Raw genomic sequence first — 14,580 nt, 5'->3', positions numbered from 1 at the left:
AGAAACGCATCCGGCTCCGCCGGCCGCCGAACCACGCGGCACGCGAGTTGCGCCGACCACGAACGCCATCCCGGGGTCATCCCGCCAACCGCAACCGTCTTGTCCGGAAGCCGCCGGACAGGTCGCATTCACTGGCCGCGATTGCCCTTTGCCCGCCCGTCCCCGGATAATGGTCCGACATCGCGCGCGACGCGCGACGGGAGAACCCCATGCAATTTCCAACGGGATCGGTGGTCGCGCTCAGTTCGGCAGCCGCGACGATGTTTTCGATGGGCATGCTCTTCCTCGGCTACTGGGGGCTGCACGAGCCGATGCCGTGGCGGCTCGGCGAACGCCTCGTCGTCGTCCTGGCGCTGGCCGGCTTCGCGTGCTTGGCCAGCGTGCCATTTCTCGCCACCTCGCCGATGACGAAACCCAACGACGAATCCCGGATGCTCGTTGCCCGCCGCGTTTTCCTGTGCGGCGCAAGCGCAGTGTGGTGCGCGATCGTCGTTTCGTTGATTGCATGACGGGATCGGGGCGAGTGCGTCCAGCATTCGACCCGGCTCATGTGAGCACGCTGCCACGGTTACCGGGAGATCAGACTTGCAACGTCGTCCCACACAAATACGATGTTTCGTGATCGCCAGATCGGCCCCGGATCGATGTACTCACCGGCTTGCCGGCCATTTAGCGACTCGTAAAAGGCGATCGCGGGTTCGTTTCCCTTGACGACGCTTAAAGCGGCCCCCTGATAATGCACTCCCCTCAAGTGCATCGCGAGTTTTTCAAGCAACGCGCGGCCGATGCCCCGGCGCTTGAAGTCGGGGTCGACATAAAGGAATTTGATCTCGCCGCGCTCGTCGAATATCGACTCTGAAGGCCGACCGGCGGATCCGATTCCAACCATTCTTCCGTCGATCTCGGCGATGAGCACGATCTGGCTGCTGTCATTCGACGCCAGCTTCTCCTTCCACTTCTTGCCGCGATATTGCTCGTCAAGGATTGCGTATGCTTCTTTGGGCGCAAGATCGTGGTAGGTGTGCCGCCAGACCTTCACATGAAAATCGGCGATCCTTTGAGCATCGCCGATATTTGCGGACCTGATGAATATTCCAGTCATTTGAGGATCTCGCGGATACAGACCTTTGTTGGTGGGCGCGGGTGCCCGCAAGGAATTCTCGACGATCCGAGCAGCGCCGTCGACTGTCTGTTACCGACCCGAACCCGAGATTCGAAGTGGGTGCCGGCCGGCCACTGTCGACTCGGCGGGCATTTTCGGTAGCCGGCCCGTATCGGTCGTTCGTTCTTGGGCAGCGAACGGCAGACCTCAGGCCGGCATGAGTCTGCCGCCCTTATCGGCGCGCTGGCGGGCCTTTCAGCGGACGCCTGCCGTCGATGATGGCTTTGGCTTCGTCAATCGCAGCATCCAGCGCCCAGCTTTCGCGACGGTAGCCCTCTTCCGCAAGGCATTGAACCGGAATTTGCATGGCGGGCTGGGCATCGGTGTCGTTCGGGACAAGCACGAAGCCGTGGAACCCGAATATCTGCAAATCCGCACCGCCTACGCCTTGTTTCGGGAGCGTTTGAACTGAATATTCAAAGCCGTTGTGCGTGTTCTCAGCGCGGGCCATGTTCGTCTCCAGTGTGGTCGTCTTTGGATCCTAGCACCATCGAATAGGGCGCGATTGTCGCGTTGGACGAACGCAGGTGTGTGGCTGTTCCGGCAACGGCAGGTCGCACCCGACAACCGGCGACTCGAAACGGCCGGTTTCGCGACGACGGCTACGTTGTCCGATCGAACTGGTGTTCGAACCGCTGGGTCGCCCACTCGATGAAGACGCGCAACCGCTGGCTCATGTGCCTGTCTGGCGGGTACACGAGGAAGTACGGGTAGGGATCCGGCTGCCACGCCGACAAGATAGTCACAAGCTCGCCACGCGCGATCGCGTCCCTTGCCGCAAACGAGAATGTCTGAATCACCCCGAGGCCGGCCAGCGCAGCCGCGACATGGGCATTGCTGTCGTTGATCCCCATGCCTTGCACGCCGCCGATTTCGATTCGCTCGCTGCCCTTCTGAAAACGCATCGGCATCACGCGTCCGGTTCGTGGGGAAACATAGCTCACGATGCGGTGGCCGCTTTGCAACTGGCCGGGATGCTTCGGTCTGCCGTGCTGCTTCAGATAATCGGGCGTCGCGCACGTCACCCACGATGCACGGCCAAGGGGACGCGCGATCAGCGAGAGCGCGTCGGCCTTGCCGCCGCGGACGACGCAATCGACGTTCTCCCCGATGAGATCGACCCGCCGGTCGCTCACGCCGAGATCGACACGTATGTCGGGGTATCGCGCAATGAAGTCGGGCAGGGCAGGGATCAACACGGCGCTTGCGCTCGCCGAGCCGATGTCGATGCGCAGCCGTCCACGCGGACGCTGATGGGCGCTGGCGAAACTCGAGTCGATGTCCTCGAGCTCCTTCAGCACGCGCGCGCTGCGCTCGTAGTATGCGGCGCCCTCGGGCGTGATGGTGACGCGTCGCGTCGTGCGCTGCAGCAGCCTGACGCCGAGATGCTGCTCCAGCGAACGCACGAGCTTGCTCACTGTTGCGAGCGGCATGTCGAGCGAATCGGCGGCACGGGTGAATGCGCCCGCTTCGACAACGCTGGCGAACACACGAATGGCAAGCAGTTGGTCCATGTCGGATTATCCACCCAGGTGGATAAAGTTATCGAGTTCGGCCACTTTATTCAACACGCCACGGCTTTGTACAGTAGCGCCGGCATCAGCAGTGACGCGACATGGAAGCGGCGCGGTGCCGTTTCGGCGTCGATTTCGCCGCATCAAACGTACAAGGACTTCTCATGACACCCTCTTCGTCCGACGCTTCGGGAGCATCCGGCATGGACTTGATGCGCCGCAAAGTGCTTCGCGCGAGCGCGTGGCTTGGCGCGCTGGGCCTCGGGGCCGGTCTTGGCGCGGTACGTGAAGCCGCGGCGAAATCGGCCGATATCGTGCTTCCGTCCACCTCTGAAGCGGTAACGCCGTTTCAGGTCGCCATTCCAGCCGCCGCGCTCCAGGACCTCAAGGTACGGCTCGCGGCCACGCGCTTTCCCGAGAAGGAGACGGTCGGCGACTGGTCCGAAGGCGTGCCGCTGGCCAAGATGATGGCGCTCGTGGACTATTGGCGATCCGGCTACGATATGCGCCGCATCGCACGGCGGCTGAACAGCTTTCCTCAATACCGGACCCGCATCGACGGTCTTGGCATCCATTTCCTGCATGTGCGGTCGAAGCATCCGAACGCATTGCCGATCATCCTTACCCACGGGTGGCCGGGCTCCGTTGTGGAGTTCCTCAAAGTCATCGAACCGTTGACGGATCCCACGGCGCACGGCGGCACCCCCGACGACGCTTTCCATGTCGTCGTGCCGTCGCTGCCGGGATATGGCTTTTCCGACAAGCCGACCGGGCGCGGGTGGGGCTTGCCACATATTGCGAAAGCCTGGGCCGTGCTGATGAATCGATTGGGCTATACGAGCTGGGTTGCGCAAGGTGGAGACTGGGGGGCAGGCGTCACGACATGGATGGCCAAGCAGCATGTGGAGGGACTGAAGGCGATCCACCTGAACCTTCCCATTCTGTTTCCGCCGCCGGTCGAAGGGGAACCGACCGCCGAAGAAAAGGTTGCGCTCGCCAGAGGCGCAGCGTTCGCCAACAACGGCATGGGATATTCGAGGCTCCAGTCCACGAGGCCGCAGACGATCGGCTACAGTCTTTCGGATTCGCCGGCCGGTCAAGCTGCGTGGATCTACGAGAAGTTCGCCCAATGGTCGGACACCGACAACGAGCCGGAACGAGAGCTGTCGCGCGACGAGATGCTCGATAACATCACGCTGTATTGGCTGACCAATACAGGAGCGTCCTCCGCGCGCCTGTACTTTGAAAGCTTCGGGACGGACTTTTCGCGGCAGCTACTCGATATCCCCGTCGGCGTGTCCGTCTTTCCCGGCGAGATCTCCCGACCACCGAGAATCTGGGGCGAGCGCACCTACTCGAAGCTCTTCTACTGGAACGAAGTCGCGAAAGGCGGGCATTTTGCCGCCTTCGAGCAGCCGGAACTCTTCGTCGCCGAGTTGCGCGCTTGCTTCAGCCGGATGCGCTGAATCCGGCAATGCCGGTCATGGCGTCGGCCGCTCGAGCCCCTTCGTGTGCAGCACCGCGGTCGCCTCGGCAGACATCAGAAGGCGGATCAGCGCCTTCGCCCCGTCCGGATCCTCTGTATAGGTGGCAATGCCAGCCGTATAGACCGTGTCGTGCTGCAGTTCCGGCGGCAGCAAGCCAGCCAGGCGGACGCCCGGGACGCCGACGATATTGGGCACGGTGATGACGGTCGCATCGGCCGTGCCGCCCGCGACCGCAGCGACCACGTCGCCGCCCTGCACGGGCACGAGATGCGACCTGACCGTGTCCGCGACGCCCAGCCGGCCGAGCAGGTCGATGAGATAAGCGCCGCTCGCGCTCCCGGGCGACCAGGACAGCGAATGGATGCTCATCAACGCCCGCCTGAACGAGTCGACAGTCCCGATGTCGGGCGCAGGCGCGTCCGCGCGCACCGCCATGCCGACCGTGGCTTTCGCAATGTCGGCGCGTGTGCTCGATACGATTCGGCCCGCACGAATCAGATCGTCGATCTGATCGGGCAGCAGGATCGCGACATCGAATGCCTCCCGCGCCTCGATCCGCCGCTTCAGCGTCGCCGCGTTGTCGAACGTGGCTGCAAGATGACGGCCGGTCTGCCGCTCGAACTCGGGCGCGATTTCCGCAAGCGTCGACTTCAGCGTGGGCGTGCTGAAGACCTTGAGGTCGTCCGCGCGCGCCACGCCGAGCCCGATGAGCGCCAGGAACGCAATGAGGCAGATATTCACCAGCACGGGAATGATCATCGCCGTCTCCTCTCGCGTTCGCTTGCCGCTGCGGCTTGCAGGCTCGCAAGGCCGTCCCGAGTACCATCCTAGGTTGCCGTTTGATAAACAGATAATTTCAAATTACGATGGCGTGATCACGAAATCGAATAGGCCCGGACATGGACGGCGACCGACTCCGACGACGGCTGAAACTGCGCGACCTCGACACGCTGATGACGGTCGTCAACGCGGGCGGAATGCGCAAGGCAGCCGAGCAGCTTCACATGTCGCAGCCGGCCGTATCGAAAGCGATAGCGGACCTGGAGAACGCGCTTGGCGTACGTCTGCTGGATCGCAGCCGGCATGGCGTCGAGCCGACCGTATTCGGGCAGGCGCTCCTCAAGCGCGGCACCGTGATCTTCGACGAGTTGCTGCGTGGCGCGGCCGAGATCGAGTTTCTGTCGGATCCCGAAGGCGGTGAGCTCAGCATCGGATGCGTGGAGACGATCACCGCCGGGCTGGCCGCAGCCATCATCGACGAAATGTCGCATCGACATCCACGCCTGATTTTCTCGGTCGCATCGGGCGACGCCCCCGTGCTGCAGACTCACTTCCTGCGCGAACGAATCTGCGAGCTGGTGATTGCGAGGCCATTCGCTGCGGCACCCGATCCGGACATGCAAGGCGAATCGCTGTTTCACGAGCAGATGCGGATCGTCGTGTCGAACCGTAGCGAATGGGCCAGGACACGGCGCCGGGTCACGCTCGTCGATCTTGTCGACGCGCCATGGATCCTGTCGCCGAACGAGGTCGCGCCGCATTCGCCGATCGTTGAAGCGTTCCGCGCGATCGGTGCGGATCCGCCGAGCGCGCGCACGCTGACCGGATCGCTGAATCTGCGTCGCACGTTGCTCCGCACCGGGCGTTTCGTGACGGTCATGCCGCATTCGCTGCTGCGTTTCGGTCCCGATCAGGAATGGATCAAGGTGCTGCCGATCGACCTGCCGACCTGGACTGTCCCGACGATGCTGATCACGCTGAGGAACCGGACGCTGAGCCCGGTTGCCGAGCGCTTCGCCGAGCACGCGCGCATGCTGGCCAGATCGCTGTCGGCAGGTTGATCCCGGATCGGTCGTTGAACAGGGGATCCCTGGCCGCGCGGGGACGACAATGAACCGAGCGAGGCCAGGGCTGGCGCCGAATGCCTAACCCCCGGACTTCAACTGCGTCCACAGCCTGCTTTCCAGCCGCTTGATCGTCGCCGGCAGCGGCTTGAGCAGGAACAGCGTTTTCAGTACCGGCTCAGGCGGATACACGGTCGGATCGTTCAGGATCTCGGGGCGCACGAACTTGCGCGCGGCCTCATCGGCATTGGGATAGAACACCTCGTTGGTGATGGCCGCATGCACTTCGGGGCGCTCGATATAGTTGATCCACGCGAGCGCGGCCTGCGGGTGCGGCGCATCTTTCGGGATCGCCATCATGTCGAACCACACCGGCGCGCCACCGGCCGGAATGAAGTATTTGATCTCGTAGCGCTTGTTGGCTTCGCGTGCGCGATGGCTCGCCATCGACACATCGCCCGACCAGCTCAGCGCAAAGCAGATGTCGTCGCCGGCGAGATCGTTGATGTAGGTGGTCGCGTTGAATTGCGTGATGTAGGGGCGAATCTTCTTCAGCACGTCATAGGCGGCCTGGTAGTCGGCCGGATTCTCGCTGTTCGGGTCCTTGCCGATGTAGTGCAGCGTGACGGCGAACACGTCGGACGGCGCATCGAGCACGGAGACGCCGCACGTCTTCAGCTTGCTCAGATATTCGGGCTTGAAGAGGATGTCCCAGTTATCGAGCGGCGCATCGTTGCCGAGAACCTTCTTCACGCGCGTGACGTTGTAGCCGAGTCCTGTGGTGCCCCATGCCCACGGTACCGCGTATTGATTGCCGGGGTCCGCGTTCGCGACGAGCTTCAGCAGATTGCGGTCCAGGTTCGCGAGGTTCGGCAGCTTCGATTTTTCGAGCTTCTGGTAGATGCCCGCTTCGATCTGCTTCGCGAGAAAGTTCGAGGTCGGCACCACGACGTCGTAGCCGGTCGACCCGGTCAGCAGTTTCGCCTGCAAGGTTTCGTCGCCGTCGTACACGTCATAGCGAACGTGAATTCCGGATTCCTTTTCAAAATTCGGGACGGTGTCTTTCGCAATGTAGTCGGCCCAGTTGTACAGGTTGAGCTGCTTGTCTTCGGCATGCGCGCTTGCGCCGAACGCACAGAGCAGCGCCGCCAGCATCGGCTTCATGATCGGGTGGGACATGATGGTCTTCCGGAAAGGGTTCGATAAAGCGTTTGGCCGTCTTACATGCGCTGATGGCGCTGCAGCTTCTGATTGCGCATCAGGCACAGCATGTCGACGGCGAGATGAGCGGCGGCGAGTGCGGTCACGCCGCTGATGTCGTAAGGCGGCGACACTTCCACCACGTCCGCACCGACCAGGTTGACGGGGCCCAGCGCGCGCACGATTTCGAGCGCCTGCGCCGAACTGAGACCGCCTGCGACCGGTGTGCCCGTGCCAGGCGCGAAGGCCGGATCGAGGCAGTCGATGTCGAAAGTCAGGTAGGCCGGCGCATCGCCCACGATTGCCAGCACTTCGGCGATGGTCGCCTGCGTGCCGTTGCGATGCACCCACGGCGCATCCAGAACGCGCACGCCCATGAAGTCCTCGTTCCATGTCCGAATGCCGATCTGCACCGAACGTGCGGGATCGATGAGTCCGTCGCGGATCGCCTTGTAGAACATCGTGCCGTGATTCAGCGAATCGGGGTTGTCGTCCCGCCAGGTGTCGGAATGCGCGTCGAAGTGGATCAGGCTCAGCGGCTTGCCGTACTTTTCCGCGTGCGCGACGAGCAGCGGGTAGGTGATGTAGTGGTCGCCGCCCATCGTCAGCATGCGTGTGCCGGTTGCCAGAATGCCGCGCGCGTGGGCGACGATCGCGTCGCGAATGCCGAGCGGATTGTGGGCGTCGAACCAGCAGTCGCCGTAGTCGACCACATTCAGGTGATCGAACGGGTCGATGCCCCACGGATACGCACCCAGCTCGGACACCATCACCGACGCGGCCCGCATGCCTGCCGGGCCGAAACGGGTGCCGGGGCGGAAGGTCGTGGCGAGGTCGAGCGGAATGCCGGATACGGCGACGTCGACGCCGTCGAGATCGCGCGTGTACGGCCGGCGCATGAAGGACAGCACGCCGGCGTAGGTCGGCGGCGACGGTTGCCCGTCGATGCCCGCCGCGGCGGTTCGTGTGAGATGGGAGGGCGCAAGATTCACGGTCATACGGATCGTTCCAGGCAGTTTTGGTGGGCGCCGTCACACAAATATTTCTCATGTCTGCTCAAGCGGCAGCGCGTGGATGGGTGACGGCTGGCTGTATCATTGCGGGTAAGAATTCCGGCGAATAGCGAAGTATCTTGCTGGAAGTATCGATATTTCTAATATCTCCCGGTCAGCATTCCATGCGCAGACTTCCCCCGTTGCAGGCCTTGCTCGCGTTCGACGCTGCTGCGCGGCTCGGCAGCTTCACGCGCGCGGCGCAAGAGCTCGCACTCACGCAATCGGCGATCAGCCATCAGATCCTGCAACTCGAGGAATGGACCGGGCAGCCGCTGTTTCGGCGGATCGGCCGCGGTGTCGCGTTGACCGCCGCCGGCACGCTGTATGCGCAGACCGTGACTTCGGCGCTGGCCACGCTCGCCGACGGCCGCGACCGTATCGAGCCGTATGGCAATCCCGATTCGGTCATCGTCGTTTGCGCGCCGGAGTTCGCATCGGGCTGGCTGATGCCGCGCATGCGGGCGTTTTCGGACGCGTTGCCGAACATCGAGTTCTGGCTCGTGACCGGCGAAAAGGTCAACGAGATCGATCGTGTCGATGTCGATCTCGTCGTTGCGCCGACGGAAATCCGCACGCCCGACGTGGTGTGCGAGCCGTTGCTCGACGACGATGCAGTCGCCATCTGCGGGCCGGCGACCGCGCGGCGTTTGGGCTCGGCGCCGTTCCCCGACGTGTTGACGCAAGCGCCGTTGCTGGTTCATGAGGCGCAACCGGACTGGGCGCCCTGGCTGCCGGAATTGAGGCGAGGCGGCTTGCCGATACGGCGTGCGATGACGGTCAGCGATCCGCGCTTCGTGGTCGCTGCGGCCGAGCAGGAAGTCGGGATTGCGATGGTGTCGCGCCTCACGGCCGGCGAAGCATTGACGAGCGGGCGCGTCGAAGTCTTGCCGCAGGTGCCGGGATTCGCGCTCGCGCCGCTGTGGTTGATGCGCTCGGCGCAGCCGGCGCGCTCCGCTGCGGTGGATGCGGTTTATGAGTGGATGATCGCGCTTTGCAGGAACGGGGGATGACGGCAAAGCGGTCCGGCGCAGCCGTGCCGAAAGCCAACGACGAATCGCGGATGCTGGTTGCGCGCCGAGCCGTCGAACTACGCGCCGCCGCGCCGGATCCCGCGTCGCGCCAACGCGGGGCGCGAATAGTCAGATTCGACTGTCGAGATCCGAAGTGCGATCCACTCCACCGCGTCACGCGCCAGCCGTTCCCGACCGCCTGAACCGGCTCGGCGCCATTCCCGTCCACCGCACGAACGCGCGCCGGAATGCTTCCTCGCCGCCAAACCCGAGATGCGCGGCAATCCGCGCGATCGGCCAGTCCGTCTCGCGCAGGCATCGCCGCGCGGCATCGGTCAGGCACTGCTCGCGCAATACCTGATACCCCGTGCCTTCTGCGATCAACCGGCGCCGCAACGTCGCGTCGCTGACGCCGAGCCATCCGGCCAGTTCCGGCAGTGCAGGCAGCGCCTGCTCGCGTGCGAGTGCCGCGTCAAGCGCGCCGCGCACCCGCTGAGCCCACGACATCGCGGCAGGCGCCGCATCGATCAGACGAAACGGAAAGTCGACGAGGAACGCGTCCAGCTCCGCCGGCTGCCGGATCACGCGGCACGCGAGTTGCGCGGCATCGAACCCGAATCCATAAGTCTTCCCGCCAACCGCGACCGGCGCGTTGAACAGCCCGAGCAACGGCACCGCATCGTCGCGGTGCGGATGAGCGAGCCAGACCTCGCTTAGCCGCACCGGCTGCCCGATCAGCCAGCCGAACAGTTGCAGGTAGCAGAACAACCCTGTCAGATCGACGAGACAGGCGGCCGGGCTACGCGTGCGGCGCAGCGAATCCATGTCGAACGACGCGATCCCGCCGCGCATCGTCAGCGTCAGCGCGCCCGCGCGCGGCAGCAGCATCTCGCAGAACTCGCCGGCGCAGCGGATCGCGTTCGCGAGCGTGCGGCAGCTCAACAGGCAGCGGCACATCAGGTCGACCTCGCGCTTGCGCATCGGCGGGTGGCCGTCGCCGCGTGCGACTTGCGCCTCGAGCCGCTCGATCGCGTCGCGGTACAGCGCGACGAAACCGGCGGGCGTCATCCCGCGCGCATCCGGCATCGCGTCAGGCGCATGCGGTGCCGCGCCGCTGCGCGTCAGTTCGTCCAGCAGCCGCGCGCCGAGGCCGGGCAGGAGCCGGCTCCTCGTCGGCAAGGTCAGTTCTCTCATGCGATTCCCGATGCGCACGCCGCCGCAGATCCGGAGCCGCGCCTGTTTTGATCGCCGCGATGGCGGTCGTTGAGCGGACCGGTAGGGGTGGGCCCGCCGGCATCACGCAAGAATCGTATCCACGGCTGACGCCCGTAGCCTCGCACGAACGGCGTAGTCGCGGCCGAATGCCGGCACGGCTTACCGCGATCCCGGCGACGGAAGCGTCAACAAGACCAAACGCAGCGAAAGCAGCGAAAGCAGCGAAAGCAGCGAAAGCAGCGAAAGCAGCGAAACGTAACGAACGCCCCCGGAAAACACACGAATGATCCAGATCCTCGATGAAATCACGCTTGCGCCCGAGCGCATACCGGAAGTGCTTGCGCTGCTGCGCGAGCGCTACCTGCCGAGCCACGCCGCACGCGGGCTGACGCCGCTCGGCCGCTGGGTGTCGCCGCCGGTTTCGATAGCCGGACAGGCCGGCACGCTGTGGCTGTCGTGGCAGGTCGCGGACGCGCCGGCCTACTACCGGCTGCGCGCGTTGACGAACGCCGACGTGGTCGCGTTCTGGGCCGGCGTCGATGCGATCTGCGACGCACGGCGCCGCCACGTGATGACCGACGCCGACGCGCCGCTGCCGTTCGTGCCGGAGGCCGGCCATGCGGCATGACACGGCTCAGGTATTCGTCGCGGCGGACGCCGACGTCCACGCGCTCGAACGCGCGCTGCACGACCGTGCAAACGGGCTGCGCGGCGTGCGTCGCGTGCATCTGTCGCGCAACCTCGATGGCAGCTGGGGCGCGGGCGGCTACACGCTCGACCTGCTCCGCGAAGACGACGCGCAGGACCTTGAACCGGCATTCGCCGATCTCGCCGCGCTGCACGGCATTGCGCGCATCGACGCCGCCGCATGCCGCGCGCTCGGCGGCGGCGTGCGCGAGCCGGGCCTGCGCGACGGCGTCTGGCGCACGTTGATGCTGCGCACGCGCGCACCGGCCACCGGCGCACAGGTCGAGTCGCTCGAGCGCGACCTGTTGCGGATGCCGGCGTGCATGCCGGGCATCCGCAACTGGCGCCTGAGCCGGGTCGCCGCGCCCGGCGGATGGACGCACGCATGGCACCAGGAGTTCGCGCGCGCCGACGACCTGCTCGGCGAATACCTGCTGCATCCGTTCCACTGGGGCTGGGTCGATCGCTGGTTCGACGCCGAGCATCCCGACTGGACGGTCGACGCGATCTCGCATGCGTTCTGCCCGCTGACGTCGAGCCTGCTTGCCGACGCCGATCCGACGAACGCATGGCGCGAATCATCAGACGATTAAACGGACCCCGAAACAGACAACAGAAGGAGACATCACGATGCGAGCCATGCTGATCGACCGTGTCGGTCATTCGGATGCGTTGCGACTGGCCGACGTGCCGACACCGGAACCGGGCCCCGGCGACGTACTGATCCGCGTCGCGTACGCGGGCGTCAACCCGGCCGACTGGAAATGCCGGGAAGGCTACCTCGGCGCGTTCGTGCAGTACACGTTCCCGTTCGTGATCGGCTTCGACGTCGCGGGCGTCGTCGAAGCGGTCGGCGCGGGTGTCGACGGCTTCGCGCCCGGCATGCGCGTATTCGCGCAGACGGACGTCGGCGCGGGGAAGTGGGGCGCGTATGCGGAATACGCTGCCGTGCGCCACGACTCGGTCGTGCGCATGCCCGACACGCTCGGCTTCGCGGAAGCGGCGACGGTGCCGACCCCGGCGCTCGCCGCGTGGGCCGGCCTGTTCGACGACGGCGGGCTGCAGCCCGGCCAGAAGGTGCTGATCCACGGCGGCGCGGGCGCGGTGGGCACGTTCGCGATCCAGCTCGCGGCCCGCGCGGGCGCCGAGGTGGCCGCGACCTGCCGCGCGGCGAACCGTGCGACCGTCGAATCGCTCGGCTGCGCGCACAGCATCGACTACCGCGCGCAGGACGTGCACGACGCCGTACGCACGTGGGCGCCCGGCGGCGTCGATCTCGTGCTCGACGCGGTCGGCAACGGCACGCTGCCGCGCGCGCTCGACCTGCTGGCGGCGGGCGGAACGCTCGCCAACATCATGACGCTCGCCGCCGACGATGCCGCGCGGCTCGCCGCGATCGTTGCGGAAGCGGACCGGCGCGGGCTGCGCACCGCGATGACCTACAGCCGCATGCCGAGCGGCGAGCGGCTCGGCAAGATCGCCACGCACCTCGCGGATGGGCGCCTGCGCGTACCGCGCTTCGAACGCCTGCCGCTCGCCCAGGCGGCGCGGGCGCTGGACCTCGTTCAATCGGGCGACGCGAAAACCAAGCTGGTGCTGCATGTTGCGGATATCGCCGGCTGATCGGATCGAACCGAACGAATCGAACCCGTTCCGTCGATGCACACAAGGAGACAAGGAGAAAAGATGACCGACACCCGAACCCCGTCACTCGCGGGCAAAGCCGCGCTCGTCACCGGCGCGAGCCGCGGCATCGGCCGCGCGATCGCGCAGCGCCTCGCGTCCGACGGCGCGACCGTCGTCGTGACTGCGCGCAGCCTCACGCAATCGGCGAGCGTCGCCGGCACGCTCGCCGAAACCGTCGCGCTGATCGAGCAGGCGGGCGGCCGCGCAATTCCGCTCGCGGCCGACCTGTCGAACGCAGCCGAGCGCGACGCGCTCGTCGCGCGCGCGGCCGGCGCCGCCGGCGGACTCGACATCCTCGTCAACAACGCAGGCGTGGCCGACTACGAACGCGTCGAGACGATGCCGATGGCGATGTTCGACACGACGATCGAGCACTACCTGCGGATCCCGTTCGCGCTCGCGCAGGCGGCGATTCCGCTGATGCGCGCGCGCGGCGCGGGCTGGATCGTGAACGTCGGGTCCGTCACCGCGCTGCCGCCGCTGCGGCCGTTCGACGACTTCTCGCGCGCGGGCGGCGCGACCGTTTATGCGGCGGTCAAGGCCGCGCTGTCGCGCTTCACGCAAGGGCTCGCGGCCGAGCTCGAACCGGACGGCATCGCGGTGAACCTCGTCGCGCCGAGCACCGCGATCCGCACGCCTGGCGCGGCGCGCTACATCCCGGAAGGCTATCCGACCGAAGACGTCGCGTACCTGGCCGAAACGGCGCTCGCGCTGTGCCGGCTGCCCGCATGCGAGCGCACCGGCGTGATCGCGCACAGCCTGCACTTCCCGGTCGCACACGAACTCGCGGTGCGTTCGCTCGACGGCCGCACGCCGCTGCCGCCGCCCGCGATTCCCGCGTACGCGCATCCGCACATCAACCCCGAGGGAATCTGACCATGACGGCATCGCTTCGCTTCGACGGCGGCACCGCCGTGATCACCGGCGCGGCCAGCGGCATCGGCAGCGGGCTCGCGCGCCACGCGGCCGCGCTCGGCATGCGCGTCGTGCTCGCCGACCTCGACCCGGCCAGGCTCGACGCGTTCGCCGCGACGCTCGACACCGACGTGCTGTGCGTGCCGACCGACGTCAGCCGGCCGGACGCCGTCGACGCGCTCGCGGACGCCGCGTGGCGGCGTTTCGGCGGCGTCGACCTGCTGTTCAACAACGCGGGCGTGATGGCCACCGGCTTCAGCTGGGAAATCACGCCGGAACGGTTCGAACAGAGCTTCGCGGTCAACGTGCACGGCGTGCTGAACGGCATCCGCAGCTTCGTGCCGCGCATGCTCGCGCGCAACATGCCGGCACGCATCGTGAACACGGCGTCGGTCGGCGGGTTCCTGCCGAGCCCGCTGATGTCGCCTTATTCGGCGACCAAGTTCGCGGTGGTCGCGCTGACCGAATCGCTGTACGGGGAACTGAAGATGCTCGGGTCGCTGGTGGGCGTGTCGCTGCTCGCGCCGGGGCCCGTGCAGACCGGGATCTTCAACGATCCGTTCGGCGACGCGCACGATCGCCCGGCGGTGCGCGGGTTCGTCGACGCGATGCGCGGGATGCTGAATGCGCACGGGCTCACGCCCGACCAGTTCGCCGAGCGTGCGTTCGAAGGGATCCGCGAAGGGCGCTACTGGCTGATTCCGCAGCCGGAGACGATCGACGGCGCGCTGCAGCGGCGCACCGATGACATTCTGGCCGCGCGCGATCCGTCGCTGCCGTCGTTCTGACCGAGTGGCGTGCGCGC

General features: G+C 66.1%; 16 protein-coding genes. 9 read left to right on the top strand and 7 right to left on the bottom strand.

What is annotated here, in order from left to right; genetic code table 11:
- The first annotated feature begins 209 nt into the window (after positions 1-209).
- Complete coding sequence (locus ACV229_RS01290) at positions 210-509, top strand: hypothetical protein (protein ID WP_448081301.1); 300 nt, start codon at positions 210-212, stop codon at positions 507-509.
- 59 nt (positions 510-568) lie between these two features.
- On the opposite strand, the gene ACV229_RS01285 is transcribed toward ACV229_RS01290, so the two are convergent.
- The 3 genes from ACV229_RS01285 to ACV229_RS01275 all read right to left on the bottom strand — a co-directional run bounded on the left by ACV229_RS01285 (position 569) and on the right by ACV229_RS01275 (position 2,676).
- Positions 569-1,102, bottom strand: coding sequence for an N-acetyltransferase family protein (locus ACV229_RS01285; RefSeq protein WP_448081300.1), 534 nt, complete (start codon positions 1,100-1,102; stop codon positions 569-571).
- A gap of 232 nt (positions 1,103-1,334) precedes the next feature.
- Positions 1,335-1,613 carry a hypothetical protein gene (locus tag ACV229_RS01280; protein WP_448081299.1) on the bottom strand — a complete coding sequence of 93 codons (279 nt, stop codon included), beginning with the start codon at positions 1,611-1,613 and terminating at the stop codon, positions 1,335-1,337.
- 151 nt (positions 1,614-1,764) lie between these two features.
- Positions 1,765-2,676, bottom strand: a complete 912-nt coding sequence (locus ACV229_RS01275) for a LysR family transcriptional regulator (protein WP_448081298.1) — start codon at positions 2,674-2,676, stop codon at positions 1,765-1,767.
- 212 nt (positions 2,677-2,888) lie between these two features.
- Here ACV229_RS01275 and ACV229_RS01270 point away from each other — a divergent pair, with 212 nt between their 5' ends.
- On the top strand, positions 2,889-4,142 hold the full coding sequence (locus ACV229_RS01270; RefSeq protein WP_448081557.1) for an epoxide hydrolase family protein: 1,254 nt from the start codon (positions 2,889-2,891) through the stop codon (positions 4,140-4,142).
- Between the two features lie 15 nt (positions 4,143-4,157).
- On the opposite strand, the gene ACV229_RS01265 is transcribed toward ACV229_RS01270, so the two are convergent.
- Complete coding sequence (locus ACV229_RS01265; RefSeq protein WP_448081297.1) at positions 4,158-4,922, bottom strand: molybdate ABC transporter substrate-binding protein; 765 nt, start codon at positions 4,920-4,922, stop codon at positions 4,158-4,160.
- Positions 4,923-5,062: 140 nt separating this feature from the next.
- Between ACV229_RS01265 and ACV229_RS01260 the strand changes: the two genes are divergently transcribed.
- Positions 5,063-6,004, top strand: a complete 942-nt coding sequence (locus tag ACV229_RS01260) for a LysR family transcriptional regulator (RefSeq protein ID WP_448081296.1) — start codon at positions 5,063-5,065, stop codon at positions 6,002-6,004.
- Positions 6,005-6,088: 84 nt separating this feature from the next.
- On the opposite strand, the gene ACV229_RS01255 is transcribed toward ACV229_RS01260, so the two are convergent.
- Both ACV229_RS01255 and speB read right to left on the bottom strand, forming a co-directional pair.
- A complete protein-coding gene (locus ACV229_RS01255) occupies positions 6,089-7,186 on the bottom strand; it encodes a polyamine ABC transporter substrate-binding protein (protein ID WP_448081295.1) in 1,098 nt (365 codons plus the stop codon).
- Between the two features lie 41 nt (positions 7,187-7,227).
- Complete coding sequence (gene speB / locus ACV229_RS01250) at positions 7,228-8,205, bottom strand: agmatinase (RefSeq protein WP_448081294.1); 978 nt, start codon at positions 8,203-8,205, stop codon at positions 7,228-7,230.
- Between the two features lie 179 nt (positions 8,206-8,384).
- Between speB and ACV229_RS01245 the strand changes: the two genes are divergently transcribed.
- Positions 8,385-9,272, top strand: coding sequence for a LysR substrate-binding domain-containing protein (locus tag ACV229_RS01245; RefSeq protein WP_448081293.1), 888 nt, complete (start codon positions 8,385-8,387; stop codon positions 9,270-9,272).
- 174 nt (positions 9,273-9,446) lie between these two features.
- Here the strand turns inward: ACV229_RS01245 and ACV229_RS01240 are convergent, their stop codons facing one another.
- Entirely contained in the window at positions 9,447-10,466 is a 1,020-nt protein-coding gene (locus ACV229_RS01240) for a helix-turn-helix domain-containing protein (RefSeq protein ID WP_448081292.1), read from the bottom strand.
- A gap of 304 nt (positions 10,467-10,770) precedes the next feature.
- Between ACV229_RS01240 and ACV229_RS01235 the strand changes: the two genes are divergently transcribed.
- From ACV229_RS01235 to ACV229_RS01215, 5 genes are all read left to right on the top strand, one after another.
- Positions 10,771-11,115, top strand: coding sequence for a hypothetical protein (locus ACV229_RS01235; RefSeq protein WP_448081291.1), 345 nt, complete (start codon positions 10,771-10,773; stop codon positions 11,113-11,115).
- Positions 11,105-11,767, top strand: coding sequence for a Dabb family protein (locus tag ACV229_RS01230; RefSeq protein WP_448081290.1), 663 nt, complete (start codon positions 11,105-11,107; stop codon positions 11,765-11,767). The genes ACV229_RS01235 and ACV229_RS01230 overlap by 11 nt, the downstream gene beginning before the upstream one ends.
- 37 nt (positions 11,768-11,804) lie before the next feature.
- Complete coding sequence (locus ACV229_RS01225; protein ID WP_448081289.1) at positions 11,805-12,797, top strand: NADP-dependent oxidoreductase; 993 nt, start codon at positions 11,805-11,807, stop codon at positions 12,795-12,797.
- A 63-nt stretch (positions 12,798-12,860) separates the two neighbouring features.
- Positions 12,861-13,736: an SDR family NAD(P)-dependent oxidoreductase gene (locus ACV229_RS01220; protein ID WP_448081288.1), complete on the top strand. Its 876-nt coding sequence runs from the start codon at positions 12,861-12,863 to the stop codon at positions 13,734-13,736.
- 2 nt (positions 13,737-13,738) lie between these two features.
- A complete protein-coding gene (locus ACV229_RS01215; RefSeq protein ID WP_448081287.1) occupies positions 13,739-14,563 on the top strand; it encodes an SDR family NAD(P)-dependent oxidoreductase in 825 nt (274 codons plus the stop codon).
- Positions 14,564-14,580: the final 17 nt, after the last annotated feature.

It is taken from the genome of Burkholderia sp. MR1-5-21, assembly GCF_053427715.1.
Note: the sequence above shows the minus strand (reverse complement) of the source record. Positions and strands in the feature narration are given on the sequence as shown.

Bases quoted from the DNA above. Each gene is read 5' to 3' on its own strand.
- ACV229_RS01270 (WP_448081557.1), top strand. From the start codon at position 2,889: ATGCGCCGCAAAGTGCTTCGCGCGAGCGCGTGGCTTGGCGCGCTGGGC.
- ACV229_RS01235 (WP_448081291.1), top strand. From the start codon at position 10,771: ATGATCCAGATCCTCGATGAAATCACGCTTGCGCCCGAGCGCATACCG.
- ACV229_RS01280 (WP_448081299.1), bottom strand. From the start codon at position 1,613: ATGGCCCGCGCTGAGAACACGCACAACGGCTTTGAATATTCAGTTCAA.
- ACV229_RS01275 (WP_448081298.1), bottom strand. From the start codon at position 2,676: ATGGACCAACTGCTTGCCATTCGTGTGTTCGCCAGCGTTGTCGAAGCG.
- ACV229_RS01265 (WP_448081297.1), bottom strand. From the start codon at position 4,922: ATGATCATTCCCGTGCTGGTGAATATCTGCCTCATTGCGTTCCTGGCG.
- ACV229_RS01240 (WP_448081292.1), bottom strand. From the start codon at position 10,466: ATGAGAGAACTGACCTTGCCGACGAGGAGCCGGCTCCTGCCCGGCCTC.
- ACV229_RS01290 (WP_448081301.1), top strand. From the start codon at position 210: ATGCAATTTCCAACGGGATCGGTGGTCGCGCTCAGTTCGGCAGCCGCG.
- ACV229_RS01220 (WP_448081288.1), top strand. From the start codon at position 12,861: ATGACCGACACCCGAACCCCGTCACTCGCGGGCAAAGCCGCGCTCGTC.
- ACV229_RS01285 (WP_448081300.1), bottom strand. From the start codon at position 1,102: ATGACTGGAATATTCATCAGGTCCGCAAATATCGGCGATGCTCAAAGG.
- ACV229_RS01260 (WP_448081296.1), top strand. From the start codon at position 5,063: ATGGACGGCGACCGACTCCGACGACGGCTGAAACTGCGCGACCTCGAC.
- ACV229_RS01255 (WP_448081295.1), bottom strand. From the start codon at position 7,186: ATGTCCCACCCGATCATGAAGCCGATGCTGGCGGCGCTGCTCTGTGCG.
- ACV229_RS01215 (WP_448081287.1), top strand. From the start codon at position 13,739: ATGACGGCATCGCTTCGCTTCGACGGCGGCACCGCCGTGATCACCGGC.
- speB (WP_448081294.1), bottom strand. From the start codon at position 8,205: ATGACCGTGAATCTTGCGCCCTCCCATCTCACACGAACCGCCGCGGCG.
- ACV229_RS01245 (WP_448081293.1), top strand. From the start codon at position 8,385: ATGCGCAGACTTCCCCCGTTGCAGGCCTTGCTCGCGTTCGACGCTGCT.
- ACV229_RS01225 (WP_448081289.1), top strand. From the start codon at position 11,805: ATGCGAGCCATGCTGATCGACCGTGTCGGTCATTCGGATGCGTTGCGA.
- ACV229_RS01230 (WP_448081290.1), top strand. From the start codon at position 11,105: ATGCGGCATGACACGGCTCAGGTATTCGTCGCGGCGGACGCCGACGTC.